26 protein-coding genes are annotated in these 25,634 nt (G+C 43.5%); 10 read left to right on the forward strand and 16 right to left on the reverse strand.

What is annotated here, in order from left to right; all coding sequences use genetic code 11:
• Positions 1–4 precede the first annotated feature (4 nt).
• The 3 genes from ylqF (at position 5) to AB9H30_RS14590 (ending at position 4,151) form a co-directional block, all read left to right on the forward strand.
• Positions 5–1,003, forward strand: a complete 999-nt coding sequence (gene ylqF / locus AB9H30_RS14580; protein ID WP_371195433.1) for a ribosome biogenesis GTPase YlqF — start codon at positions 5–7, stop codon at positions 1,001–1,003.
• Positions 1,004–1,019: 16 nt separating this feature from the next.
• Positions 1,020–1,892, forward strand: a complete 873-nt coding sequence (locus AB9H30_RS14585; protein ID WP_371195434.1) for a peptidylprolyl isomerase — start codon at positions 1,020–1,022, stop codon at positions 1,890–1,892.
• A 66-nt stretch (positions 1,893–1,958) separates the two neighbouring features.
• Positions 1,959–4,151, forward strand: a complete 2,193-nt coding sequence (locus AB9H30_RS14590; protein ID WP_371195435.1) for a diguanylate cyclase — start codon at positions 1,959–1,961, stop codon at positions 4,149–4,151.
• An 87-nt stretch (positions 4,152–4,238) separates the two neighbouring features.
• On the opposite strand, the gene mdh is transcribed toward AB9H30_RS14590, so the two are convergent.
• Complete coding sequence (gene mdh, locus AB9H30_RS14595) at positions 4,239–5,180, reverse strand: malate dehydrogenase (protein WP_371195436.1); 942 nt, start codon at positions 5,178–5,180, stop codon at positions 4,239–4,241.
• A 191-nt stretch (positions 5,181–5,371) separates the two neighbouring features.
• Between mdh and argR the strand changes: the two genes are divergently transcribed.
• Complete coding sequence (gene argR / locus AB9H30_RS14600) at positions 5,372–5,836, forward strand: transcriptional regulator ArgR (RefSeq protein ID WP_371195437.1); 465 nt, start codon at positions 5,372–5,374, stop codon at positions 5,834–5,836.
• A gap of 3 nt (positions 5,837–5,839) precedes the next feature.
• On the opposite strand, the gene rsmI is transcribed toward argR, so the two are convergent.
• Positions 5,840–6,685, reverse strand: a complete 846-nt coding sequence (gene rsmI, locus AB9H30_RS14605) for a 16S rRNA (cytidine(1402)-2'-O)-methyltransferase (RefSeq protein ID WP_371195438.1) — start codon at positions 6,683–6,685, stop codon at positions 5,840–5,842.
• A 134-nt stretch (positions 6,686–6,819) separates the two neighbouring features.
• Between rsmI and AB9H30_RS14610 the strand changes: the two genes are divergently transcribed.
• Genes AB9H30_RS14610 through AB9H30_RS14625 form a run of 4 tightly spaced genes read left to right on the forward strand, consistent with a single transcriptional unit; the run spans position 6,820 to position 10,343 of the window.
• Positions 6,820–8,790 (forward strand): penicillin-binding protein activator, encoded by a 1,971-nt coding sequence (locus tag AB9H30_RS14610; protein ID WP_371195439.1) that lies wholly within the window; start codon positions 6,820–6,822, stop codon positions 8,788–8,790.
• The gene (locus AB9H30_RS14615; protein WP_371195440.1) at positions 8,791–9,147 is read left to right on the forward strand and encodes a YraN family protein; all 357 of its coding nucleotides are present in this window, start codon (positions 8,791–8,793) and stop codon (positions 9,145–9,147) included.
• Between the two features lie 24 nt (positions 9,148–9,171).
• Entirely contained in the window at positions 9,172–9,768 is a 597-nt protein-coding gene (locus AB9H30_RS14620; RefSeq protein WP_371195441.1) for a phosphoheptose isomerase, read from the forward strand.
• Positions 9,769–9,773: 5 nt separating this feature from the next.
• The gene (locus AB9H30_RS14625) at positions 9,774–10,343 is read left to right on the forward strand and encodes a BON domain-containing protein (protein WP_371195442.1); all 570 of its coding nucleotides are present in this window, start codon (positions 9,774–9,776) and stop codon (positions 10,341–10,343) included.
• A gap of 4 nt (positions 10,344–10,347) precedes the next feature.
• Here the strand turns inward: AB9H30_RS14625 and AB9H30_RS14630 are convergent, their stop codons facing one another.
• From AB9H30_RS14630 to zapE, 13 genes are all read right to left on the reverse strand, one after another.
• Entirely contained in the window at positions 10,348–10,761 is a 414-nt protein-coding gene (locus AB9H30_RS14630) for a ClpXP protease specificity-enhancing factor (RefSeq protein ID WP_371195443.1), read from the reverse strand.
• Between the two features lie 36 nt (positions 10,762–10,797).
• Positions 10,798–11,430 (reverse strand): stringent starvation protein SspA, encoded by a 633-nt coding sequence (gene sspA / locus AB9H30_RS14635; protein ID WP_371195444.1) that lies wholly within the window; start codon positions 11,428–11,430, stop codon positions 10,798–10,800.
• Positions 11,431–11,534: 104 nt separating this feature from the next.
• Positions 11,535–12,269 (reverse strand): cytochrome c1, encoded by a 735-nt coding sequence (locus AB9H30_RS14640; protein WP_371195445.1) that lies wholly within the window; start codon positions 12,267–12,269, stop codon positions 11,535–11,537.
• Complete coding sequence (locus AB9H30_RS14645; protein ID WP_371195446.1) at positions 12,266–13,534, reverse strand: cytochrome bc complex cytochrome b subunit; 1,269 nt, start codon at positions 13,532–13,534, stop codon at positions 12,266–12,268. Before AB9H30_RS14645 ends, AB9H30_RS14640 begins: the two co-directional genes overlap by 4 nt.
• Complete coding sequence (gene petA / locus AB9H30_RS14650; RefSeq protein ID WP_371195447.1) at positions 13,531–14,163, reverse strand: ubiquinol-cytochrome c reductase iron-sulfur subunit; 633 nt, start codon at positions 14,161–14,163, stop codon at positions 13,531–13,533. Before petA ends, AB9H30_RS14645 begins: the two co-directional genes overlap by 4 nt.
• 580 nt (positions 14,164–14,743) lie before the next feature.
• Positions 14,744–15,136 carry a 30S ribosomal protein S9 gene (gene rpsI / locus AB9H30_RS14655; RefSeq protein WP_371195448.1) on the reverse strand — a complete coding sequence of 131 codons (393 nt, stop codon included), beginning with the start codon at positions 15,134–15,136 and terminating at the stop codon, positions 14,744–14,746.
• A gap of 12 nt (positions 15,137–15,148) precedes the next feature.
• A complete protein-coding gene (gene rplM, locus AB9H30_RS14660; protein WP_371195449.1) occupies positions 15,149–15,577 on the reverse strand; it encodes a 50S ribosomal protein L13 in 429 nt (142 codons plus the stop codon).
• A gap of 189 nt (positions 15,578–15,766) precedes the next feature.
• Positions 15,767–16,048 carry a MazG nucleotide pyrophosphohydrolase domain-containing protein gene (locus AB9H30_RS14665; RefSeq protein ID WP_371195450.1) on the reverse strand — a complete coding sequence of 94 codons (282 nt, stop codon included), beginning with the start codon at positions 16,046–16,048 and terminating at the stop codon, positions 15,767–15,769.
• A gap of 110 nt (positions 16,049–16,158) precedes the next feature.
• Positions 16,159–18,303 (reverse strand): GTP diphosphokinase, encoded by a 2,145-nt coding sequence (relA, locus tag AB9H30_RS14670; protein WP_371195451.1) that lies wholly within the window; start codon positions 18,301–18,303, stop codon positions 16,159–16,161.
• 14 nt (positions 18,304–18,317) lie between these two features.
• Positions 18,318–19,694 carry a 23S rRNA (uracil(1939)-C(5))-methyltransferase RlmD gene (gene rlmD / locus AB9H30_RS14675; protein WP_371195452.1) on the reverse strand — a complete coding sequence of 459 codons (1,377 nt, stop codon included), beginning with the start codon at positions 19,692–19,694 and terminating at the stop codon, positions 18,318–18,320.
• A complete protein-coding gene (gene acpS / locus AB9H30_RS14680) occupies positions 19,694–20,089 on the reverse strand; it encodes a holo-ACP synthase (protein ID WP_371195453.1) in 396 nt (131 codons plus the stop codon). Before acpS ends, rlmD begins: the two co-directional genes overlap by 1 nt.
• A 4-nt stretch (positions 20,090–20,093) precedes the next feature.
• Positions 20,094–20,852 carry a pyridoxine 5'-phosphate synthase gene (gene pdxJ, locus AB9H30_RS14685; protein ID WP_371195454.1) on the reverse strand — a complete coding sequence of 253 codons (759 nt, stop codon included), beginning with the start codon at positions 20,850–20,852 and terminating at the stop codon, positions 20,094–20,096.
• 711 nt (positions 20,853–21,563) lie between these two features.
• The gene (gene zapE, locus AB9H30_RS14690) at positions 21,564–23,048 is read right to left on the reverse strand and encodes a cell division protein ZapE (protein WP_371195455.1); all 1,485 of its coding nucleotides are present in this window, start codon (positions 23,046–23,048) and stop codon (positions 21,564–21,566) included.
• A gap of 173 nt (positions 23,049–23,221) precedes the next feature.
• Between zapE and AB9H30_RS14695 the strand changes: the two genes are divergently transcribed.
• Positions 23,222–23,695, forward strand: a complete 474-nt coding sequence (locus AB9H30_RS14695; protein ID WP_371195456.1) for a hypothetical protein — start codon at positions 23,222–23,224, stop codon at positions 23,693–23,695.
• 267 nt (positions 23,696–23,962) lie between these two features.
• Here the strand turns inward: AB9H30_RS14695 and AB9H30_RS14700 are convergent, their stop codons facing one another.
• Positions 23,963–24,670, reverse strand: coding sequence for an IS6 family transposase (locus AB9H30_RS14700; RefSeq protein WP_371195457.1), 708 nt, complete (start codon positions 24,668–24,670; stop codon positions 23,963–23,965).
• A gap of 139 nt (positions 24,671–24,809) precedes the next feature.
• Between AB9H30_RS14700 and AB9H30_RS14705 the strand changes: the two genes are divergently transcribed.
• Positions 24,810–25,625 carry an alpha/beta hydrolase-fold protein gene (locus tag AB9H30_RS14705; RefSeq protein WP_371195458.1) on the forward strand — a complete coding sequence of 272 codons (816 nt, stop codon included), beginning with the start codon at positions 24,810–24,812 and terminating at the stop codon, positions 25,623–25,625.
• Positions 25,626–25,634: the final 9 nt, after the last annotated feature.

The raw sequence follows: 25,634 nt of genomic DNA on the forward strand, positions 1-25,634 counted from the left end.
TATTGTGGCGGTTCATTGGTTCCCAGGGCACATGCACAAAGCTCTTAAAGAGATAAAGCAAGTCCTTAGTCAGGTTGATATACTAATTGAGGTGCTCGACGCACGTATTCCGTATTCCAGCGAAAATCCTGAAATAGCAAAAATAAGAGGTAATAAACCCTGCCTAAAAATCCTCAACAAATCAGATTTAGCCGACCCTGATATTACTGCCGAGTGGCAAGCTCATTTAGAGTCTGAGGTGGGCGTAAAAACCTTCACGACGTCTACTGATAATATTGCGAAATCCAAACAAATCATCGAACTTATTCGCAAGACCTGTGCCCACAAAGAAGCCTCTATAAAGACCATTAACGCAATGATTATTGGCATTCCCAATGTAGGTAAATCGACGCTCATCAATATCTTAGCCGAACGCGTAATTGCCAAAACAGGCAACGAGCCAGCCGTAACCAAGTCGCAGCAACGAATTAATTTAGGCAGCGGCATTGTGCTGCTTGATACCCCAGGCGTATTATGGCCCAAGCTTGAGAACCCTAACACCGGATATCGACTGGCAGCATCCGGAGCAGTCAAAGACACGGCTATGGAGTATGACGACGTTGGATTTTATACGGCCGACTATCTGATAAAGGCTTATCCAGAATTAATGAAGGCTCGATTTAAGCTCGACAGTATCCCCGATACGGAGATTGAATTTTTAGAACTTGCCGCTGCAAAGCGAGGCGCATTGATGGCAGGCGGGCGGGTTAATTTACATAAAATATGTGAAGTGCTAATCAACGAGCTTCGCTTAGGCAAACTAGGCCGAATAACCCTTGAAACCCCAAGCATGCTGATCAAAGAAAAATTAGAAATGGCAGAGGCTGCAGCAAATAAAGCCACCGAGAAAGATAAGCGTAAACAAAAGTTTAAAGACGGCTCCTTAACGCCAGATAAAAAAGATCGAAAAGAAAAGCGTACCGAAAAACGCATTGCGCAAAGCGAAAGAATGAAAAAGCGTTAACACTCAGGAAGTTCATATGCAAAAACCCAGTACCTTAATCATCGCCGCTTGGCTACTGCTGAGCATAAAAGTTAATGCCTCCGAGAAACTATCAGCGCAGAGCCTTTCACAAGAAAATCTGGTTTATCTAAGCACTGATGAAGGTTTAGTTATTTTTGAAATGGCCCCTTTAATTGCGCCTAAGCATGTAGCCAGATTTAAAGCCTTAGTAGCGGAAGGCTTTTATGACGGCTTAGATTTCTATCGAGTTATTGATGGTTTTGCTGCACAGGGCGGCGATCAAAGTGAGCAAAAAAAGTCTCAACACCGCCAGCCACTAGCAGCTGAATTCACCAGAGAAGTAATTACCGAGTCTACATTTACAATGGTTCAGTCCCCGGAGTTTTTAGCCGAGCAAACGGGTTTTATTGAAGGTTTTCCTGCTGGAAAAAGCAAAACGGAACATCTTGAATGGTTATTGCATTGCCCGGGTGCAGTGGGAATGGCTAGAAACAATGAGGCTGATTCAGCTACTACTGATTTTTATGTTGTTATAGGGCAAGCACCTAGGCATTTAGACCGCAATATGTCGGTGTTCGCACAGGTAGTTTACGGCCTAGAAAACCTGCAGTCGATGATCAGGGGTAATCCTAATGTCAACAGCGGCGTCATTGATGAGGGCAAACCGCGCAGTAAAATCATCTGGGCAAAGCTTGGTACTCAAGTGGACATGACTGAGCAAATGCTGCTATCTCGAAATGCAGCTGATAGTGAAGCTTTTCAAAAGCGTCTGAGCGATGCCCGCACCCTTAAAAATGAATTCTATCAATACAAAGGAACGGGTAATATTGACGTTTGTTATTATCGGCCCAGAATAACGGTAGCGTCCGTTGATATCTTAACACCATAAAAATGAGAAAGAATGATATGAGCACGTGTAAACCCCTCCTGCTTAAATTTCATGTTAGCGACCTAAATGCCGATAACCAAGGTGTTGAAGGCGCACAAAAGACACTGGTTTATACTTAATCATATGATGCAAACCCATTCTCAATCACAACTGTTCAGCAAGTATCGCCCGTTCCTATTCGGCTTTTTGCTAGGAGTGTTTGCGTTTATTTTAAATTGCACATTAGTGATCGATGCCTACGGAAAGGTCGAACTTTATTTTGGCAGCGCCGCGGTGCTGCTAGCTCTATTGATATTACCCGCGCGTTTTGCCAGCTTTGTTTTGCTAGCAAGCGTTGCTCCGCTGTTCATATTGTCCACATCGCTAACTATTGCTTGGTTAGCGATTGCGGAATTTTTGCTGATTACGGCAATGATGTATGCGGGGATCCGCTTTGTTACTGCGCTTTCCATATTTTGGCTGGTTATTGGGCTACCCATCACGAGCACTTTAGTTTATCTTGAACTGTCTCTAACTATCCAAACATCGATTTTTCTTGCCTTAACATTTGTACTAAATAGCTACATATGCGGTTTAATTGCGCTGTTAATTTACTGGTTATTGCCCAACAATAGTCAGCTGAGGTATTTTGAGGCGCCTCCTAAATTTTCGAAGCTAGTGTTTGAGCTTAATCTAATAAGCGTGTTATTGCCGGTATTTCTAGTGGCCTTATTTTTTACTTGGCGGACTACAAATGACGCTGCCACAACCGTTAATCTTGAATTGGAAAAAGCGGCAAGTGAATTAGATCGCAGTATAAATGGTCTGATTAACGATAAAATTCATGCGCTCAACGCAAGCGCGGTTTTAATTGCCAACACGACAGATCCTCATGAGCACGCCAAAATATTAGATACTGTAGCCAATGCGAGTATCAATATCGAAAGTATGGTGATAACCGACGAAAACGCTAACCTGCAGTTTGCCGCACCTGAACGCTACGCAGCCATGTTGCCAGATTTATCTAACGTTAACATTTCCCATCGCAGCTACTTTCAGCTAACAAAAGCACTAAAAAAACCGGTGGTTTCAGACGCGTTAGAAGGCCGCGGCTTAGGTTCATTAGATATTGTCGCTCTGACTGCGCCAATTTTGAAAAATAATGAATTCAAAGGCTTAGTACAAGCCGCAATTAAATTAGAAAGCCTAATTGACATCAGTTTAATTAACGCCATCCAAAATAACCAAATTTATATTATTTTGATCGACTCCGCTGGCTCAATTATTTATAGCTCGCCAGAATTTACTTTCAATAAGCTCGATAAGTTTCAACAAGATTCGGGCTCTCAACCTTCCACATTTAACATGCCCGAAATCGGAATATTAGGGAAGTCGTATTTATACCAAGAGCATTTGACAGAGCAAGCATGGAAAATATATACGCTTACCCCACCCAGTAGGGTGTTTGTAGGAACAAACACTTATTTTGTATTTGTAAGTATCACCGTTTTGCTCAGCATGATCTTAATTACCCTGCTATCGAAAGGTTTAGCGGCAAAGATTACTCGACCACTGCGTAATCTCGAAGAGTTTATTCAGGGAAGCAAAACGTCGACTGAGATATTGTCTGCTGCAAAAATCAGCCAAGAAATGATCAAAGTCACTGAAAATGTCATCACGACACAAACGCTTTCAAAGGACTTTCAACTACAGCTAAAAAAAGAAGTAGAAGAAAAAACACAAGAGCTGCAAGATGTTAACGCTCAGCTATTGACGGTATCGCAAACCGATTCATTGACCGGCTTGTACAATAGGCGGGCATTTGACCAATTAGCTGATAAAACTCACCGATACTGCCAACGTCATAAAAAATCTTTTTCTTTAGCGCTTTTTGACATCGACTTCTTTAAAAAAATTAACGACACCTATGGGCATACTGCAGGAGACCTTTGCATAGTCGACGTGGCAGATATTATTACCAGCAAATGTCGACGAGACACTGATATTTTTGCTCGCTACGGCGGTGAAGAATTTGTACTACTTCTGGCCTGCGACAAACCAGAATTACATCTAGATCACATTGAATTAATTCATCGCGCAATTGGGCTTCACAAACCACTATACAATGGCAAAATGATCGACCTGACGATTAGCTGTGGGGTTATTCGAGTTCAAAATGACTTTACGCTAGAAATGAAAGAACTGGTTACACTGGCTGATGAGCAGCTATATTTGAGCAAACGAAAAGGCCGAAATCAGGTGAATTCGAGCGTTGTCTAAGCTTATAGTATTGAGCATATAGAATAGGATTCGACATCCTTGTCGAAGCGCATATTCTTGGATGAAACTTGATCTGCCGGCTACAGATTATTTACCGTTAACAAACTCAACACCTAACTGAATATCACCGCGCAGGCCATCTAACATATCGTTCTTAGCTTTTTCTTCAAACGCGCTTAAAGCACCATATGATAAAATTTCTTCAACGCCGTTTTTACCCAATCTAACCGGGTGAGCAAAGAATGGCGCATCATCAGATCCGTCTACCTGCACATAGGTGTACTCAGTAACATCTTCGCCCTGCATTGCTTTTACTAGAGATAAACAAAAACGAGCAGCGGCTTGGCCCATAGACAATGTAGCAGAACCACCGCCAGCCTTTGCCTCAACGACCTCGGTTCCCGCATTTTGAATACGAGTAGTAAGGCTAGCAATTTCGTCATCTGTAAAGCTTACACCTGCAACTTGAGAAAGTAAGGGAAGGATCGTCGTGCCTGAGTGCCCACCGATGACCGGAACGTGAACCTCAGCGGTGCTCTTACCTTTAAGCTGAGCAACGAAAGTTTCAGAGCGGATCACATCTAGCGTGGTAACACCAAACAGTTTGTTTTTATCATAAACACCTTTTGCTTTCAGTGCTTCTGCGGCAATTGCAACGGTGGTATTCACAGGGTTAGTGATCACGCCAATGCAAGCTGTTGGACAATTATCTGCGCATGCATCAATTAAGTTTCTAACGATCCCAGCGTTAATATTGAATAAATCAGAACGGTCCATTCCTGGCTTTCTGGGGACACCGGCTGGAATTAATACGATATCGCAACCTGTTAACGCGCCTGCTAAATCATCTTTACCATAACCTTTTACATCAACATCGGTAGGAATGTGGCTAAGGTCAACAGCGACACCCGGTACTACGGGTGCAACGTCATATAAAGATAGTTCAGAACCTGCTGGTAACTGAGTTTTGAGTAGTAGTGACAATGCTTGTCCAATACCACCGGCAGCGCCTAATACGGCTACTTTCATGTTCAATCTCCTGTTTGAGGGTATTAAATTCGAGCGTGAGAATAATCTATATAGGGCGATATCTCAATCAAACAATAGTCTGATAGCTTTTTTAATCAATTTATTTATGTTAAGTGCTGCTCGAGATAAATTGATAATCAGCATCGCATATTGCACAATGCCAATCATGACTACTCAATGAATCCTATTGCATGACTTCAAATAAGCAAGACGCGCTAGTAAAAGCATTCCGCGAAATATTGACCACTGAAAGTTACGGCTCTCAAGGTGAAATTGTAAACGCTTTAAAATCCCTAGGCTTTGACAATATTAGTCAGTCAAAAGTATCTCGAATGCTCAGCAAATTTGGTGCAGTAAGAGCAAGAGATGCTCGCGGCGATATGGTCTATTGCTTGCCACCAGAGCTGGGGATGCCTACCGCCAAAAGCCCGCTTAAACAACTCGTATTGGATATTGTGCATAACAATGTAATGGTGATCATTCGCACCAGCCCAGGTGCAGCGCAACTTATCGCTCGTTTATTGGATTCACTGAGCCATACCGACGGCGTATTGGGCACAATTGCGGGAGACGACACCATTTTTATTGCGCCGGCTAATATTAATAAAATCGAAGATTTACGCCAGCGCGTTCAAGACCTTTTTGATAACGTCTAAGTGTTATTCAGGTGTTTTCAAAGATAAGCTCAATTCATACAACTGTTTTTTATTGACTGCATAGTGCTTCGCTACCGCAGCAGACGCTTGTTTAGGCGGCAGCAGAGGCAATAGGTCTTTGAGCAGACTAATGGCGGATTCTGGCAAGCCTGCTGCTTGCAAAGTCTTGCAATGCAGCATCAGTACAAATTCACCTTTTACATGGCCAGGATCTGCACTTAAGTAAGCCAACAAGGTATCGATGTTACCGGAAACATAGGTTTCAAATGTTTTGCTTAGTTCTTTTGCCAGTACATAATGAGTGTGCTCTGGCAGAGCTTCTTTACAAAGCTTTAGGGTATCTGTAATGCGCCTTGGTGCTTCATAAAATACGCAGGTATGCCCTGCTTGTGCTGCTTTGAGCAGTTGTTCTGTCTTAGCTTGCTGCTTAACCGGTAAGAATCCAAAAAATGTAAAGGTATCGGTTGGCAGTCCTGACGCGCTAAGCGCGGTGGTCAAAGCACAAGGTCCAGGCAGAGCAATAACATTTAGCCCTTCAGCTCTGCAGGTGTTTACAAATTCATATCCTGGATCGCTAATCAGGGGCGTGCCTGCGTCTGATATCAGCGCAATCGCCATCCCTTGTTTTAATTTTTCAATGAGCAGACCTGTGCGCTGATGTTCGTTATGAGCATGCATACTGATGGTGCGGGTAGATATTTGATAGTGCCCAAGCAATCTAGATGAATGCCGCGTATCTTCTGCAGCAATTAAATCAACTTGCTGCAGCACCTCTAAGGCTCTGGCACTTATATCAGAGAGATTGCCAATCGGCGTTGGCACGATATATAAGCATCCAGTTTGCAACATTTTCTTCACTCTTATAACAACAAAGCTGATATTCTACATGACCTTTGGTATAGAATCTGCGCTAGACGCTAGAAATTTATCCAGACCGCGATAAACTAGATAGGCACAGGCGATAGCGACAAGCAGGGGATGTTGTGAAAATTTATCGATTTATAGGGTTAGTTGTAATTGCTGCCAGCATCTGGGGCTGCTCCAGCACACCAACAGAAAAAAAACAGCAAGTTACTGTTATTCAGCCTGAAGCGAAAGAAAGTACCGAAAATACTTCAAGTGAAATCAGTACAGTTATGGCCGAATTTGCAAGCACTCAAAATGAACAAAATCTTCAGCAGTCATTAATTGCCTTAGCCGCTCAATACCAAGCGCAAAATCAGTGTGCATCATCAAATACCGTAATTAAGCATGCAATGCCGCTATTGAGCAGCGTTGAGCCGCTGGCAAAAGCCAATGTCATACGCAGCGAGTGTATAATTATACAAATTGAAAATCAGCAAGGTCCCTTGCAGCTAAACACAGACACCTCAGCGGTGTCTGTTCCCATCCCTGCTGCAGTTTCGCGTTTATTGGCTAATTGGCTAGGGGATATCGATGAAAGTACCTTAGATGACAGTTGGAGCGCGAGGCTAGCATTTACTCAGGCCTATTTACACAGCATGCAAGGAGACTATCAAACTGCACTAAATAGGCTTCTTAACACTTCTTCTGCTTCTGCCCTGTCAGAAGCCCTGTTACCAAAATTGAGTTTTGACTGGCTGAGCCGCTTAAACGTCACGCAAAGAAAGAGCATGATGGATGCTCACCCTAACTTGCTTAGATATCAAGCCCTGTTCAGTATCATTGAAGACCCCAGCATTAATGACACTCAACGCCAACAAAGGTTGCTTAGATTAATCGAGAATGCACAAACTAAGGGTGAATTTAATCGCTTACCGGAACAGCTTAGCCTGTTTTTATCGCTTGATGTCAATAAACAACAACAAACCGCCGTGCTTTTGCCATTGTCAGGAAGACTCGCTAGCCAAGGTGAAGCCATAAAGCAGGGAATGTTAGCAGCTTACTATCAACAGATGCTGAGCGCCTCTAACGATATGTCAGAGGGGCTGAGCACAGATGAATTCCCGACAAACAACCTTGTATTTATTGACACGGGCTCTGAAAACGAATTAACGGAGTCTATCAATCAAGAATCGATGCAAAATTACACAACCATCATCGGACCGCTTTTAAAATCGCACATTGAGGCAACGCAAGCCATTCTGCCTGTAGGCGCTTTGCGAATATATCTAAACCACTTAGACGGCAATAGCCTAAACGGCCTAACTAGCGAGCCAATTTCACAAGCATTAGTCAACTTCTTTGCATTGTCCCCAGAGCAAGAGGCTCAAGCGTTAGCGAGACAGATGTTTACCCAAGACATTAAACATCCAATACTGATCCACGATGACTCAGCTGTTACCCAACGCATGGCTGATGCATTTTTAGAGACATGGAAAAATCAGCAAACTCAGCACAATACAATTGCGCCAAGTTTGGTCAGGTATGCGGATAACAAATCAATGCGAGTAGGCATTACCTCAGCATTAGATGTTTTGCAAAGCCAACAGCGTATCAACCAATTGTCTAACTTAGTAAACGAAACCGTATTTAGCGTAACGCGAAATAGGCGAGACGTAGACGCCTTTGTGGTATTTGCCCGCCCCAATGAGCTCGAGTTAATTAACCCAATTATTGAGAGCAGTATGAGCTTGTTTACTGGACAGCAGATACCGGTATATGCAACCTCGCTGAGCTATAATCATAAACAAAATAAGAACAGTCTAAGGGATCTTCGAAATCTTATTTTTGTAGATATGCCTTTTGTTTTGCCCGATGGCAGAGACAGTCAATTGGCTCAAGAAGTCGATACGCTATTTAATCAGCCATCGAGCACTTATTTACGCCTTTTCGCGTTCGGCTACGATGCCGTTTTGCTTACTCAACAAATTGTCAAACTGAGCGTATTTAATCAAATTAGCATAAATGGCCTCACCGGGAGCTTATCAATCGATGACAATGGCAATGTAGAAAGAAAGCTGAGTACTTTGGCGATTAATACAGGGACCTAAATGGCAATACCGCAATGGAATGCAACACAAACAGGGAATCAAGCTGAACATAAGGCAAAAGAGTATTTGATTGCACAAGGCTTGGACTTTATTGAACAAAATTTTTCTGTAAAAAGCGGTGAAATCGATCTTATTTTTAAAGACATGCAACAATGGGTGTTTGTTGAAGTCAAATACCGAGCCAGCAGTAGCCATGGCCATGCAGCTGAAATGTTTACTAGTTCAAAAAGAAGTAAACTAACAAAGGCGATCATGTGCTATCTGCAGTTACTTGATTTAAACTGCCACCATACAAATATGCGAATAGACTTAGTCGCTATAGACGGGGAAGAGCTCAATTGGATCAAAAATGTATAAACCCGCAACAGGAGCGGTGCTTAAATGCTTGAAAGCATCAAAAAGAACTTTACAGAAAGCATTCAAACCAAAATTGCTGCCTTAGAAGAATTGCCAGAGCCAATTGAAAAAGCCGCTCAGATGATGATTGACGCGCTCATATCGGGGAATAAAATACTAAGCTGCGGCAACGGTGGTTCAGCAGGCGACGCTCAACATTTTTCATCCAAGCTGTTAAATCGTTACGAACGCAATCGCCCGCCATTACCCGCAATTGCCTTAACTACAGACAGCTCAACCATTACCTCTATTGCCAATGACTTCTCTTATGATGAAGTGTTCTCAAAGCAAGTAAAAGCCTTAGGTCAACCAGGCGACATTCTACTAGCGATTTCAAGCAGTGGTAATTCGGTAAATGTTATTAACGCAATGCAAGCGGCTTTAACCCGAGATATGACCATCGTTGCTTTAACAGGTAAAGATGGCGGTGAAATGGCAGGACTTATCGGCGAAAATGATGTCGAAATTCGTGTGCCATCTTCCAAATCAATTCGTATACAAGAAGTGCATTTGTTAGTGATCCACAATTTGTGTGAATCTATTGACAACACTTTGTTTCCTAACATTCATTCAGAGGACTAGCAGCAGTGCGCAGATCTATTGTATTGCTTTTAATATGTTCACAGTTAAGCGCGTGTGTTTCAGTAGTTGCCGTTGGAGCAGCCGGAACGGCAGCAGCGTCAGCCAGTGATCGTCGAACAGTTGGTACGCAAATTGACGATAAAACCATGGAAGCGCGTGTTAATTCAGCGGTCAATGCTATCGCTAAGGTCGACGAAAACGCGTCTATCAGCATCCATGTTTACAATGGGCAAGTACTCTTAACCGGTCAGGCAAAACAACAAAGTATTATTGATGCTGCGACTAATGCAGCGACACGAGTTGCTCATGTGAACAAAGTTCACAATCAGATCCGATTAGGTAACCCCATTCCGGCATCTGCGACGATGAACGACGTTTGGCTTAGCACTAAAATACGTACACTAATGACCACCAATGAAAAGGTACCGCTACTTAAACTCGACTTAATAGTTGAAGATAGTGAGGTGTTTATAATGGGTCAGTTAACTAAGCAAGAAGCAACGGCAGCAGTTGAAGTGGCAAGAAATGTAGTAGGCGTCACAAAGGTTGTTCGAGTGATGGAGCTCGTTGACTAAATTGTTACTTTACGACGCGTAAACTCGCTTTTTTACCCGGCCCATTTGCTTTAGGCTTTGGTGACTCAGGCTTATTTGGTTCAGGTTCTTCAGTGCCCATCATAGCCGGGGTAAACACCGTACCCGCACCATTTTCTTTGGCGTAAATGGCCGTAACCGCAACGCTAGGAAATTTTATCAGCATAGGCTGACCACCAAATCGCGCTTGAAAAGTGATTTGTGTCAGGTCCATATAAAAGTTTACGCATGCGTTAGGTGATACGTTCAGCACAATTTGGTTATCTTTAACAAAATCATGGGGTACTTCTACCCCAGATCTGCTGGTATCAATTACCATATAAGGTGTCATGCCATTGTCGATAATCCAATCGAAAAAAGCCTTCAACAAATAAGGCTGATTTGATGACATACCTTGCATGCAGTTAATTCCTTATATAAAAAGTCTTGCGATGTACTATAACGGGTTGTGTATTTCACGCTCTTGGTCAGTCAATGATGCCTTGAATGAACCGCGTTCAAATATACGTTTCATATACGCGTTCACTTCCCGAGAACCCGTTCCACTGAGCGAAATACTTAGTGCAGGTAAACGCCACAACAGCGGCGCCAAATAACAATCGACTAAACTAAACTCTTCACTCATAAAGTAAGGTGTTTCGTTAAATACAGGTGCTAAACTAAGAATCGCTTCTTTGAGCTCTGTGCGAGCGTCATCAGCGCCCTCTTCTTTTCTAAAGATACGACCTGCTAAACTATACCAATCTTGCTCAATTCTATGCATCATTAAACGACTTGTACCACGCGATACAGGATATACAGGCATTAATGGTGGATGAGGAAAGCGCTCATCAAGATATTCCATGATGATATGGGATTTATATAAAACAAGCTCTCGATCAACGAGCGTAGGCACCGTACCGTAAGGATTTAGCTCAAGAAGTTCTTCATTTAGCTGGGTTGGATCAGTAAAAATGATCTCAACGCCGACTCCCTTTTCAGCAAGGACAATACGTACTTGATGGCTGTAGATATCTATATTGTCCGAAAATAAGGTCATGATAGAACGTTTGTTGGTGGCCACTGCCATTAAAACCTCCGCATTCTTTTTGTCAAAGAATTGAAACTAAATAAATTTATGCATAAAAAGGGGCAACATGTGCCCCTCTAAAAACGACTCGCGATTATAGTGTATTACTTGATGTCTCGCCAGTACTCTTTCTTCAGAAGGTACGCAAAGACAAAGAAGATAACTAAGAATATAAGTACTTTTTTACCAATCGATTCTGACTGCAAGCGTGATGGCTCACCAGTGTATTCTAAGAAGTTCACTAAATCACGGATAGTGGCATCATATTCATCAGCCGATAACTTACCATTGCCCGGAGTTTGCAAATCAAACACTTCCGTTTTCTGAATGAAGCCGTCGACCATTTTTTCGCGATAAACCTTTGTGGGTGTTCCCTGAAGGCTTTCTAATACGTGCGGCATCCCAACATTCGGGAATACTAAATTATTAACCCCAAACGTTTTCCCTTCTTCCGCGTAGAAGGTTCGCATGTAAGTGTAAATCCATTCAGGACCTCGTACACGCGCAACCAATGTCAGGTCAGGAGGCGGAGCACCAAACCAAGTCGCACTATCAGTTGCCGGCATAGGCGAGGTGATATAGTCAGACACCTTCTCACCTGTAAACTGCAAGTATTCAACGCCTAACTCTTCAGGTATGCCTAAGTCATTAAACGTACGCTGATAGCGCTGATACTGCATTTGATGGCAACCCAAACAATAATTCATAAAAATCTTTGCACCGTTTTGTAACGAGGCTTGATCTCTTAAATCAATGTCGACAGCGTCGAGCGGATGATTAGAACCTGCTGCAAATGAGATACCCGGAACTAATAATAAAAGTGCTAGCCATTTTCTCATCTGGGGATCCTCTCTGGCACAGGTTTGGTTTTTTCATTCTTCGAGTAAATCAGCAGTAGTATGAAGAAGCCAAAATACATTACCGTCGCAATCTGTGATGCCGTTATCTTCCAGTTTTCTTGAGGTGTACCACCTAGGTAACCTAAGAATACAAAAACGATTGCAAAGACAATTAGATTGGTTTTATGTAAACCACTTCTGTAGCGCCATGAGCGAACGTTACTGCGGTCAAACCATGGCAGCGCAAACAACACTGCAATTGCTGCAAACATGGTTAAAACACCAAACAGCTTATCCGGAACCGCTTTTAAAATTGCATAAAACGGTGTGAAGTACCAAACAGGGAATATATGTTCAGGGGTCTTCAACGGGTTGGCGATTTCAAAGTTAGGATGCTCTAAAAACTTACCGTCCATCTCTGGGGCAAAGAACAAGATGTAGCAGAATACAAATAAGAACACAGCAAAAGCTACCAAATCTTTTAATACAATGTGCGGGAAGAACGGCACAACGTCGTCTGCAATATCATATTTATTAGTATAGTACTCATGGATATGGAACTTTGTTTTTTCCTCTTCCGACAAACTGCCCTTCTTGTGCTTGATATTTACACCGTCTGGGTTGTTTGAACCGACTTCGTGCAAAGCAACAATGTGCAAGAATACTAAAATAACAATTACCAGTGGCAATGCGATTACGTGCAGAGCAAAGAAGCGGTTTAATGTCGCGCCCGATATGACGTAGTCGCCCTGAATCCATTCGACTAAATCAGGCCCGATAATAGGGATGGCACTAAATAGGGATACAATTACTTGGGCCCCCCAATAACTCATTTGTCCCCATGGTAATACATAGCCCATGAAAGCTTCGGCCATTAGCGCCAAATAAATTAGCATGCCGAAAACCCAAAGCAACTCGCGGGGCTTTTGATAAGAGCCATACATCATGCCTCGGAACATGTGCAGGTAAACCACAACAAAGAACGCTGACGCACCGGTGCTGTGCATGTAGCGAATCAGCCAGCCGTAGTCAACTTCGCGCATAATATATTCTACCGACGCAAACGCACGTTCTGCAGACGGTTCAAAGTTCATTGTAAGCCAGATACCGGTGATAATCTGATTAACAAGCACAATGGTGGCCATAAAGCCAAACACATACCATACGTTCATGTTGCGCGGAGCGGGATATTGAATTGCGTGCTGATTGGCAACACGCATCATTGGTATGCGTTGTTCAATCCAGTTCATAAAATTAGCTATCATGCGACCACCTCATCAGAACCAATCAATATGGTATTGTCATCGATGAAATAATACGGAGGAACTACTAGGTTCAATCCAGCGGGGACGTTTTTGAAAACGCGGCCTGACATGTCAAATTTGGAACCGTGACACGGGCAAAAGAAACCGTTTTCAATGCCTTCTTCATATTCAGTGAAAGCACCTTCAGCAAGAAACTGTGGAGAACACCCAAGATGAGTACAAATTCCCACAAGCACTAAGAGTTCTTCTTTAATCGAGCGAAATGGATTTTGTGCGTAAGCTGGCTGCTGTTCATCACTTGAAGTGGGGTCTTTGAGCAGATTGTCGTGTTTAGCAAGCGTTGCCAATACGTCCGGGGTTCTTTTTACTACCCAAACTGGCTTACTGCGCCACATTACACGAATTAATTGGCCATCTTGGATGCCACTAATATCTACTTCAACATCGGCACCAGCCGCTTTTGCTCTCGCGCTTGGTTGCCATGATGCAATAAATGGCACCGCAGCGCCCGCTACACCTACTGCGCCAACGACAGATGTCGCTACAGTAAGGAACTTACGACGACCATTACTGGGTGCCGTTGGGGGCTGTTGCGCTGATTTATTGGCATCGACTGATACATCGCTCATCAACTGTTCTCCGAGGGTTTAGACAGGTGCTTTGACCTGCTATTTAGTCATCTGTACAAGGCTATCGACCGTCTGCGTTAAAAACGCAGCATAGTAAACATACCAAACAGACTTCACGCTAAAATTTTCATCGCGTATGGTAAAAGAAAACACTTACTAAACACAAGGAATTACTGGTAAAAATCTCATGTTCTTGCTGTTTTCAGTCAACTATTTTGCACACAGGCCTATAATTTCCAATTCGACCTTGGTCTTTTCACATCTGCCTACATGATTTTTTTAAATACTTACTCATTAAACACCGTGCGCCTCTATCAACGCAACTTCGTCTACAAACAAAGCCTTAGTGTCTTGAGCTTACTCTATTAAACATAGCACACTTGAGCATTAGTGCACTCCTTTCACTTACAATACTCAGCCGTTACACAGATAAAGTGAAACGGTCCGAAGGGCAAAACCTATAATTGTTATAGCAGGGGAAATGCTGCCTAGATAAATCATGCGCTATGAAAAGGTCTAACAAGACGTGAAAGCAAAAAAAACCCTGCAAAAGCAGGGTTTTCGAATAACGTATAAAAGATTAACGTTTTGAGAACTGTGGACGCTTACGCGCTTTATGTAGACCCACTTTCTTACGCTCAACTTTACGCGCATCACGAGTAACAAAACCTGCTTTACGAAGTGCTGGACGAAGTGTTTCGTCATACTCCATAAGCGCACGAGTGATACCGTGGCGAATTGCGCCAGCCTGACCAGAAATACCACCACCAGAGACGGTGACGTACAGGTCAAACTTTTCAGTCATTTCAACTAATTCTAGTGGCTGCTTAACAATCATACGAGCTGTTTCGCGACCAAAGAATACGTCTAAAGGACGTTTGTTAACTACGATGTTACCGCTACCTGGACGAAGGAAAACACGAGCGGTAGAGCTTTTGCGACGGCCTGTGCCGTAATATTGAGTATCTGCCATGTTGCTCGCTCCTTATATATCCAATGCTTGAGGCTGCTGTGCCTGATGAGTATGCTCTGGGCCAACAAACACTTTAAGTTTGCGGAACATTGCACGTCCTAGAGGGCCTTTAGGTAACATACCTTTAACCGCTTTCTCTAGCACCATCGCTGGCTTCTTTTCGATCATTTTTTCAAATGTCGCTTCTTTCAAGCCACCAGGGTAACCAGAATGTGAGTAATAGATTTTGCCTAAGGCTTTGTTGCCAGTAACCGTAATCTTCTCAGCATTCACAACTACAATGTAATCGCCAGTGTCTACGTGTGGTGTAAACTCCGGTTTATGCTTGCCACGCAGTCTTAGTGCGATTTCTGCCGCTAAGCGACCTAACGTTTTGTCTGCGGCGTCAACCACATACCAGTCGCGCTGTACGCTTTCTGGTTTTGCAACAAAAGTTTTCATTAATATTCACCCAAAAAATTATAAAATAAAGTATATGTTTATCAATCACTTGACCCCTTCGAGCCGATCGATCTTCCACCATCCCAATGGTGGGTGTAACTGGGCAGGTCGCGAATTATACAGACTTTGTTGGAAAAACGAAGTGTTTTATCTAAATAAGCGTAACTCTTTGCAATAAACACAAGAGCTTCAACCTTGTTTTATTTCGGTCCATAGGGCTTCGAGGGTATCGATATGGGCATTCGTCATATCAATATTACGTAGTTTGGCCAATGACTTTACCTTATCAAAACGCTGATTAAACTTACTGCTCGCCATACTCAATGCATGTTGCGGGCAAACCTCAAGGTGACGCGACAGGTTTACCACGGCAAATAGCAGGTCACCTAGCTCTTCCTCTACCGCTGCTTTGTTTTTCAATAGAAGAGCTTCTTTCACTTCATCAAGCTCTTCTGCGACCTTATCAAACACTGGCGGCGAGTTTGGCCAATCGAAACCGAGCGCTTTGGCATCACGCTGAATATCTTGCGCAGATAATAAAACGCAGCAGTTCTGTTTTATGTCAGAAATAATGTACCTACCTAATGGCGATTAATGTCAAGCACACCGCTAATATTTCTAAGGCGCACAATCAGTTTATTTAAGACCGAAGCATTAGCCACCTCTACCGTTAGCTTAATCAATGCTGTGTTGTCTTTGGTATTGGACAAACTATTTACACCCAACAAGCCAATCTTTTCATTTGACAGCTCAGTTGTCATATCGCGCAACAGACCATCTCGGTCATACGCATGCACATCAAGCGTGGTTGAAAATGAAGTGGCTGTATCATTGTCGGCCCAAGAGACTTCAATTTCACGTTCAGGATGAATTTTGAGTAAGTTTTCTAACTGAGAGCAATTCTCTTTATGTACGCTTACACCCTTACCCAAAGTAATGTAACCAATGATATCGTCTCCTGCCACCGGCTGACAGCACTTCGCTAAGGTACTTAATAGATTACCGACTCCTTCGGCGATGATGGGCTGATTTGAATTATTTGCTCTGCGTTTTACCGTTTTAGGGACAATCGGCTCTGGTTCTGGAGGGGCATACTTTTGCTGCAGCGTGTTGACTACAGCCATTACGCGAACATCACCCGTGCCAATCGCCGCATATAAGTCGTCGATGGTTTTTACATTGTATTTATCGAGCAGCTCCGCAGCGTGCTTTAGAGGAATATTAAATTTATTCAGCTCTCTTTCTAACAGCTCTTTACCTGCTTCACCGTTTTTATCTTTGTCTTGCTTCTTAAAGTAAGAGTGTATCGTTGCGCGCGCTCTTGCCGTGTGCACATAGCCAAGGCCGGGATGCATCCAATCTCTTGAAGGTGTTGCATTTTTGCTGGTGAGAACACTGACCTGATCACCAGTTTGTAATTTGTAAGTAAAAGGCACTATTCGATCACTAACTTTCGCGCCCGTGCACCGATGCCCGACATTACTATGAATATAGTACGCGAAATCTAGGGGCGTGGCGCCTTTAGGTAAGTCAATAACATCACCCTTTGGCGTGAATACGTAAACTCTATCCTCAAAGACCTGGCTACGAAACTCTTCGATTAAGTTGCCCGACTCAGCCATTTCCTCTTGCCACTGCAGTATTTTACGCAACCAGTTAACACGGTCGTCAGCGGTGGCTTGTTTGCTATTTGCGCCCTCTTTATATTTCCAATGAGCTGCCACGCCTAACTCTGCATCTTGATGCATTTGTGACGTGCGTATTTGTATTTCGATTGATTTGCCCTGCGGCCCTACCACAACAGTATGAATACTTTGGTAGCCATTCTGCTTCGGAGTAGCAATATAGTCATCAAACTCTTTAGGGATATGCCTAAAATGAGAATGTACAATGCCAAGCGCGGCATAACAATCTTGCAAACGGTCAGCGATTATTCGCAGTGCACGAATATCGTATAATTGCTCAAAATCTAAGCGTTTCTTCTGCATTTTCTTATAAATACTATAGATATGCTTAGGGCGCCCAATAACCTGGGCTTTTATATTTTCGTTATCTAGCAGTCCTTGTAAATCCTCTACAAAATCGCTGATGTATAGCTCTCTGTCGCTGCGTTTTTCTTTAAGCATCGCGGCGATGCGTTTGTAGGTTTGCGGATGCAGGTATCGAAAAGATAAATCCTCTAACTCCCACTTTAATTGACCAATACCTAAACGATTTGCTAATGGAGCATATATGGTCGCGCACTCTCGCGCCACCATGACGCGAGTTTCTTCATCTTTATCTTTGACCTGATGAAGCGAGCAAATCCTCTCAGCCATTTTAATCACCACTGCCCTGACATCTTCAACCATCGTCAGCAGCATATTACGGAGGTTTTCAATTTGACCGGCATCGGTTTGTTGTCTGGATTGGAGCGTTTTAATAGCGTCCATTTTACGTACACCCGAAATCAGCTCAGCAATGCCCTTGCCAAACTTCTCCTCAACCACCTCGGCGCTTAACGAATGAATCTCACAGTAGGGATAAACCAGAGCGGTTTGAAGGGTCTCATCATCCATATGCAGCTCGTGCAGGATCTCAACCATTTCTTGGCCAATCAACAATATGTCGGGTTGATCGGAAATACTTCGCAGCTTGTCCTTCGTCATATCAGACACCGGCAAAGCCACTAGCCATTCTTCAAAAGCTGGGCGGGTCGACTGATGCACACTGCGAATAGAAACCATTAAACCGTTTTCCTTTACTTAAGCTCTAACATAGTCATTGTTTCAAGATGCTGGGTGAACGGAAACATATCAATTACGTTTACCGCATTCACATTATAGCGGGTACTGAGTATTTTCAAATCTCTTGCCAAAGTATTTGGGTTACAAGAGACATAAACAATCTTAGCGGGCGCCTGTTTAATTAACAATTCACAAAGTCCCTGTGCGCCCTCTCGGGATGGGTCGAGCAAGACTAAATCAGATGGGTTTATATGCAGATTGAGCAACTGCGTTTGGTCAGATAAATCAATTGCTTCAAAAAGCGTGTTTTCAATCCCGTTGAGCCTCGCGTTATGCTGAGCTTGCGCTACCATACTCTCACTCACTTCGTAGCCAATTACTTGGGCAGATTGTTTTGCCAGTGGCAACGAAAAATTACCAATACCACAAAAAAAGTCTCGGACCACACTTTGCGCATTTGGCGCTAGCCACGCCAATGCTTGAACAATCATCTGTCGATTCACAAACGCATTCACTTGAATAAAATGATGCTCTGCAATATCCAAACGAAGCGAAGGTAGGTCTTCAATAGCCAAACTGGCAGAGCTCTCTGAAAAACTACCGACAATGTTATCTTTATAGCGGCACAGTATGCGCACATTGCTTATTTCACCGAGTGCTTTGAAGTCGCTTAAATCTTGAGCTGTAATTGGTTTTGATAAATTCACCAGCAATACAAGACCGTCGAAGGTTTGAGTGCACTCAAAGTGTCCAACTCGCTGAATGCAAGCGAGGGCTTTCAGCTTAGGAAACAACTGCCCTAGCTTTTGTGCCAACTTGGGCTGCAAAATCGGGCAGCTATTTATATCGACGACTTTGTTTGACTGATGTTGGCGATAGCCAATTTTCACGTGGTTGATATTTCGCGCATCTACTGCGAGGCGTACTTTACGGCGATAGCCAATATTTTGCTGAGTGTTTGAATAGTCAATGTCTGACAAAATAGAGGGCTTCCAAGCGTGTTTGTCGATATCGAGCTGGGTATCAAAATAGCGCATCAGTGCATCACGTTTAAATGCTAAGCCCATTTGCGCATTGATGTTTTGCAAGCTGCAACCGCCGCAACTGTCATAGACCGGACATCGTGCTTTTATGCGATGCTCGGAGGCAGAATGGACTTTTACCACCTTACCCCGACGCACACTTTTTGAAGCAGAGCTAATGCTAACGCTCACCGTTTCTTTCGGCAACGCCCCTTCAACGATAGTAATTGGCTGTGTTGAAAGTGCAATACCATGGCCATGCTGATCTAGCACGTCAATGTATACAGATGATTCGATAGAATGATTGGCTTGATGCTTTTTCGACTGTTTTCCTTTCGCAGAGCCGGGCGCTTTGTAAAATTGTACCACTATGAACTGCGCTCTTGTTTGACAGACTCAAGGATGACAAACGCGCTGGCATAGCCTTTTTCGTCCGCAATACTGATGTGCAGATTGCTTACCTCATGCGTATTGCACCAATCTAAAAAAGCACCCATGGGTTTCAGCAAGGGCTTGCCTAATGTGTCGTGAGTAATTTCAATATGTTGCCAACTCATACCATTACCAATGCCTGTTCCAATGGCCTTAACGGTGGCTTCTTTACTAGCGAATTTTTTCGCCAAATAACGAGCTTGCTCTTTAGATTGCACAAACTCTTGCCACTCATGTTCAGTTAACACGCGCTTTGCTAAGGCGTCAGATTTTTGCAAAGCGGTTTCAATTCGCTTGATATCGACAAGGTCTGTGCCAATCCCTATTATCATTTACTTAGTCTCTATGACTGGAGTGCAAAAATTGAGTGCGTGCCTCTTGCATTAATAAACGCATATCGCGAACGGCTTTATCCAGCCCGTCAAAGGCAGCGCGAGCAATAATGGCATGGCCAATATTCAACTCAATGAGCTGCGGAATTGCCGCAATGGCTTTGACATTATGATAATGCAAACCGTGCCCAGCATTGACTTTTAGGCCCAAGCGATGCGCATATTCGATGCCAGCAATAAGCTTGTTTAGTTCAAATGCGGCTTCGTGTTCATTTTTCGCTTCGGCATATTGGCCGGTATGAATTTCAATGTAAGGTGCGCCCGCTTCAACCACGGCCTCTATTTGCGCCTCGTCGGCATCGATAAACAAAGAGGCCTGGGTGTTTTGTGCGGCTAGCTGCTCACAAGCTGCTTTTATTTTTGCTAGGTTACCGGCTACATCTAAACCGCCTTCGGTAGTTAACTCCTCACGTTTTTCAGGCACCAAGCAGCAAAACTCAGGCAATACCTTGGCAGCGATAGCCAACATTTCATCGGTCACCGCCATTTCTAAATTCATGCGGGTATTGATGGTTTGTTTGAGTAAATAAACATCTTGATCGCGAATGTGACGGCGGTCTTCACGCAAATGCACGGTGATACCGTCGGCCCCTGCTCTCTCAGCAACATCTGCTGCATGAACCGGTGATGGGTAGTTAGTACCTCTTGCGTTGCGAAGTGTCGCAATGTGGTCAATATTGACACCCAATAAAATGTCTTGCATGGGTTTTTTAGCCTTTAATTTGGAAACTATGGGTATGATACCAAAAGCAGCCCAAAAACGATTGCTATGGTGGAATAAAAGTTTGTGGGATTGTAATCCAAACTCTAAGGCAGCAGCATTTTTAATGCGATGGCCTTCCTAGTGATCTAACCCTCGCTGATTTTAATCAGCGCGAAATAGCAGTGGATAATGTATTTTATAATGGCTATTTGCAATTCTAAGGTTGGAACAGGCCTTTTTGGGTTGCACTCACAACGGATGCAGGTGATAAGATTTAGGCAATTCGTACTAGTACTTTTATGCCATTACCTGACGTCCGTGTGGTTAGCTTTGTTGGTCGGCTCTAAACCATAGCGGACATATAGAGTAGGTGTATTTTGCTGCTAAAACCCTTCAACATCCTCTATCCGTCGGCCACGTGCGCAGGCTGTGTAAAAACTATTTTCAGCCCATTGTTTGAACAAAAATAGATGTAAATATATGTCTTACATTAAAATCTGACCAAGTTTCATAACTAAGAAAACTTACATTTTTCGTAGCATTGTGGAATTAATTGAGTTGTTGAAGTTTTTACACAAGCTGAGCCAATTGCAGACGTTCGTGGTCATAGCGATTCAGGAGCAAGAAGCCTACGTTTTAGCAAATTAGGTTGATGTCTCTGCAACTGATGTAAGGCACTTTTTAGTTATTAGGGCACCTTACCGTAAGTCGTTATTGCCGTCCCCATTCCTTTCCACCCATTTCTACCAACCGAGACGCGGCTCGTCGAAAGGAAAAGGCCAAATCATTGGCGGACGATAATTGTGCCAGTGACACGCCAACTAGACCCGTCGCCGACCACTCATAATATTCCCCCTCTTTGGTGCGAATCATAGTCGTCGCAAAGGAACTCGAGTTTCCCCCCTTGTCATTGACAATTAATTCTTCATCTCCATCACTGCTTTGCACTTGCGCTTCAAAATCGACAAACAATTCGTCGAGCGGAACTTGTGCCGCCAGTACCAAGCGGGTGCGAGATTCATAACACGCGTCAATGAGGGTCACGAATCGTCGCGCTTCGTTGAGGCGATTGGCGTCCAGTTGGGGAACGCGGTCCAGAATGAGGACCGAAAATCGGTCGCAGAGGGAAATATAATCGGCCGCCCCGAGCGCTTGGTCGCACAACTCACAAAAGTCAAACCAGGCGCACCGGTCATTCAATCGGGCGACCTGAACGCTGCGACCAAAGAGGACGGGAATGCTCTCGGCCTCAGTTGTGGATGCTGTGCCACCGAACATTTCCTCCAACTGCGCCTGTATCTTGTTATAACTAGTATTATCGCCATGAACATCCTTGTTTGACCAAAAATAGGATTGACCATCCGCTCGAGTTTCGAGTCGATAATCCTTGGGGGAATCCTCCATGGAAATAATGTCGGACGTGTCTTTCAACATATCGATGAATGGCAAAAAGAGGGAGCGGTTAATGCCGCCCTCATACAAGGCATCGGGGGGGCGATTAGAGGTGACCACCACCACGACATTGTTATCCAATAATAATAAAAATAGTCGCTTCAAAATCATGGCATCGGCAACGTCTGTCACTTGGAATTCATCGAAACACAGGAGTTGGGCTTCTTGTGCCAATTGGTGTGCAATGATAGGTATTGCATCACTTCGTGGGTGCTTCTGGTTGTAAACAAAGATTCGGTGATGAACGTCTAGCATGAATTCATGAAAGTGGACGCGGCGTTTGGTAATCGTTGCGTGTTTTTGGCTGTGGCTGTCATTATTACAGCAAGAATCATCATCAGCACCAGTAACCGACGCGTAAAAGAGATCCATTAGAAAGCTCTTGCCGACCCCGACCGGTCCATGAATGTACATGCCTCGCGGTGGTGGGCCAAAAGACCACAAATGGAGCTTCTTTCGAAGCAAGGACTGGGCGGATGCCATTGGTCGCGCCAGTAACAGTGGACTGCTGCTTTTACAGTTGCTCTGTGTGGGGTCGTCGGCGCGCACGGGCACTGGTGGGAGTGAGGCAAGAGACTCATGCAAGGCATCAAATTTTGCTGCCAGAGCAATTTGTGCGTTATCTCGTCGCACCTCCCCCGCGTCCACCTTGAGTTTATAAGCCGCTGCCACTGGGCCTGTCGAGAAGCTCCGCCGAGCGACACGATGTTCTCCTATCATTTTTTTCGTCATCTTCTTCATCATAGTCTTCATCATGGAGCTGATGAGTTTATCAATATGATGATATGGTACGCTAGATTTCTGTAGGGGTATCAAATGGATTTGTATTAGAGACTCCAGTTTCGAAGTTCAGTAAACCAGTGTTCGCTCTCGACTAAAACACTGACGAAATGATTAAACGAATCGAGGTATCAATTATGATGGCAAAAGGTGAAGAAAATTTTGACGTAATATTGAAAGGATTGCCACAAGAGAAAGTAGATGGGTGGAAGTCTGAAATTAAGCAGGATGAAAATGGCGAAGACGTCTTCGAAGCTTACGGTAAAATATCAGACAACGAAATTCATGACTATAAACATGATGCTGACCAGTGGACCTTGAATTATATGAAAGTTACCCACTTACCCGTGAGTGATACAAAAGTGCAAGCTCTTATGAAGGAGGCATACTTAATGATGAATAGCATGCTATACAAGACTATTGATAATTTTAAAGGCGCTAACTATGAGTTTTTAAAGGGCACAAACGAAGGCGGGAGAAAAGACAAAGTAGTTGTTGATATCTATGAGACATATCAAAAAGGCATGGCAAAACACTACTTTGATGCCATGGATTATTTTGCAGAAACCACGTTAAAAGACAACGAAGATTATTATGTTAAGTTAACTTAAAGTTCGGTTATAGGGTAACAATTTATTTGAAGTGTACTAGCGAGCACTTAGCAAATAATATCGCTAATAAAGAAACTGCTACTTTTACTTCTAAGTACAGGTAACAAAGACACGCAGGCATCCGTTATATACCAAATCGCGGCACCTATATCTATTGCCCAGACGATAAACTCAAGCCCTAAAGAATAAGGATAGTATGGCGATAATATACATAGGTGGTATTGTCAACTTATCAACCTGAGCCGAATAATATTGAGCAAATTCTACTTAAGCTAAATTTTGGACACAACTAACCCTATTCCATTCTATAAATGATCGTTCACGGAAAAGACGATAGTGTTTCGCTTGCATTAAATGACGGCCAAAACGAAATAAGTTATTTACTACCCCGTGGCAACTTAAAAATCGCTGGGCTTGGCCCTGTGACTTGAATTTCCGCATCTGCCGTTCTTGTTGTCGAGTAGGCTGGTGTGACACTTCACACCGGTTGTTTTCATACTGCTGCGTTGAATGGAAAACACTAGGTATAAGCTCTCTTTTCGCAGCCGAATAACTCCGCAGTTTATCAGTAATTATCTTTAATGGCGTTGCCTGCTGGCCCTTCAATAACTTCTTAAAAAACTTGGTGGCAGCGGCTTTATTTCTTCGCTTTTGAACGAGGATATCCAGCTCTTCACCATCTTGGTCAACCGCACGCCAAAGGTAATGCAACTGCCCATTAATTTTGATAAACACTTCATCCAAAAACCAAATGTCGCCGACTGTGCCACGTCTCTTTTTAAGCTGCCCACAATATTGCTGACCAAACTTAAGGCACCATTTTCGTATAGCTTCATAGCTTACATTAATGCCACGATAAGCAAGCAATTCTTCAACATCACGAAAGCTCAGAGTAAAACGATGATAAAGCCAAACTGCATGACTAATGATTTGAGCTGGATAACGATAGCCAGCGTAGATTTTATTTCTGTTCATCGGGAAATTATGTCATAGGTTGAGGATGGGTTCGACAAGTTGACAATACCGGGTAAATATAAAATCTAGCTTGCCAAACGCTGTGATAGTGTTTTTAATAATGGGAAGTAAAGGGTCGCAGTTAATACCAAGGATAGTTATGTTTACTTTTATCTTGCGTCAATTATTTTTAGTAAAATCAGAGTTTTCGCTGGTGACTGTGCTCGCGCTAATTATGCACGTTGGTACAACGTTTGCCTCTACTCCACTAGACGCGACCGTAAAACAAATAAATGCTGACCTTCAGTATTTGCAAGTCGAGGCTTTTGATTTTCCTGCTTCATTAGCTTCAGAACTAGGGGCTATTAAAACGACGGCATTTGTAGCCATGCCCATTAATGCATCAACTAAAAAACTCCCCCTACTGATAAGTCTGCATGGTGGCGGTGGAAAAAACTGGACAGTGGCAGAGCAGTTGGCAAGGTCGGCCAAGGTGAAAGGCTTGGCTTTGGCCGAAAAAGCCAATCGCGAACTTGTGTTGTTTGCTCCCAATTCATCTGATAATTGGGATCCGGTCACGCTCAACCTCGCGCTAGACTATTTTTTAAAGCAACACCCGCACGTTGATACAAAACGCATGTATCTTATTGGTCATAGTATGGGTGGAACAGGTACATTAGCCTGGGCTTTGGCCAACCCTGAGCGATTTGCTGCAATATCTCCTAGTGGCTTTCGTCTTCGGTCAAAACTTGAAGATATTGATAGATTACTTGAGCTTCCCATCTGGCTGATGGTGGGCGCAGAAGATGGGATGCGACCTTCGGACGTTTATGGATTTGCTACAGATCTTAAAAAAGCGGGGCACAAACAGGTGGGCTACACAGCGTTTCCTGGTGCGAATCACCCTCAAGCAAATGCGGCTTTTTTCGGTTCGGTCGACCTTGTTGAATGGTTGCTGAGTCATTCTAAAAAATAATCGATAGGA

It is taken from the genome of Glaciecola sp. SC05 (assembly GCF_041380235.1).
In the GTDB taxonomy this organism is placed as follows: domain Bacteria; phylum Pseudomonadota; class Gammaproteobacteria; order Enterobacterales; family Alteromonadaceae; genus Glaciecola.

Bases quoted from the DNA above. Each gene is read 5' to 3' on its own strand.
- AB9H30_RS14585 (WP_371195434.1), top strand. From the start codon at position 1,020: ATGCAAAAACCCAGTACCTTAATCATCGCCGCTTGGCTACTGCTGAGC.
- AB9H30_RS14590 (WP_371195435.1), top strand. From the start codon at position 1,959: ATGCCGATAACCAAGGTGTTGAAGGCGCACAAAAGACACTGGTTTATA.
- mdh (WP_371195436.1), bottom strand. From the start codon at position 5,180: ATGAAAGTAGCCGTATTAGGCGCTGCCGGTGGTATTGGACAAGCATTG.
- argR (WP_371195437.1), top strand. From the start codon at position 5,372: ATGACTTCAAATAAGCAAGACGCGCTAGTAAAAGCATTCCGCGAAATA.
- rsmI (WP_371195438.1), bottom strand. From the start codon at position 6,685: ATGTTGCAAACTGGATGCTTATATATCGTGCCAACGCCGATTGGCAAT.
- AB9H30_RS14615 (WP_371195440.1), top strand. From the start codon at position 8,791: ATGGCAATACCGCAATGGAATGCAACACAAACAGGGAATCAAGCTGAA.
- AB9H30_RS14620 (WP_371195441.1), top strand. From the start codon at position 9,172: ATGCTTGAAAGCATCAAAAAGAACTTTACAGAAAGCATTCAAACCAAA.
- AB9H30_RS14630 (WP_371195443.1), bottom strand. From the start codon at position 10,761: ATGCAAGGTATGTCATCAAATCAGCCTTATTTGTTGAAGGCTTTTTTC.
- sspA (WP_371195444.1), bottom strand. From the start codon at position 11,430: ATGGCAGTGGCCACCAACAAACGTTCTATCATGACCTTATTTTCGGAC.
- AB9H30_RS14640 (WP_371195445.1), bottom strand. From the start codon at position 12,269: ATGAGAAAATGGCTAGCACTTTTATTATTAGTTCCGGGTATCTCATTT.
- AB9H30_RS14645 (WP_371195446.1), bottom strand. From the start codon at position 13,534: ATGATAGCTAATTTTATGAACTGGATTGAACAACGCATACCAATGATG.
- petA (WP_371195447.1), bottom strand. From the start codon at position 14,163: ATGAGCGATGTATCAGTCGATGCCAATAAATCAGCGCAACAGCCCCCA.
- rpsI (WP_371195448.1), bottom strand. From the start codon at position 15,136: ATGGCAGATACTCAATATTACGGCACAGGCCGTCGCAAAAGCTCTACC.
- rplM (WP_371195449.1), bottom strand. From the start codon at position 15,577: ATGAAAACTTTTGTTGCAAAACCAGAAAGCGTACAGCGCGACTGGTAT.
- relA (WP_371195451.1), bottom strand. From the start codon at position 18,303: ATGGTTTCTATTCGCAGTGTGCATCAGTCGACCCGCCCAGCTTTTGAA.
- acpS (WP_371195453.1), bottom strand. From the start codon at position 20,089: ATGATAATAGGGATTGGCACAGACCTTGTCGATATCAAGCGAATTGAA.
- pdxJ (WP_371195454.1), bottom strand. From the start codon at position 20,852: ATGCAAGACATTTTATTGGGTGTCAATATTGACCACATTGCGACACTT.
- zapE (WP_371195455.1), bottom strand. From the start codon at position 23,048: ATGATGAAGAAGATGACGAAAAAAATGATAGGAGAACATCGTGTCGCT.
- AB9H30_RS14695 (WP_371195456.1), top strand. From the start codon at position 23,222: ATGATGGCAAAAGGTGAAGAAAATTTTGACGTAATATTGAAAGGATTG.
- AB9H30_RS14700 (WP_371195457.1), bottom strand. From the start codon at position 24,670: ATGAACAGAAATAAAATCTACGCTGGCTATCGTTATCCAGCTCAAATC.
- AB9H30_RS14705 (WP_371195458.1), top strand. From the start codon at position 24,810: ATGTTTACTTTTATCTTGCGTCAATTATTTTTAGTAAAATCAGAGTTT.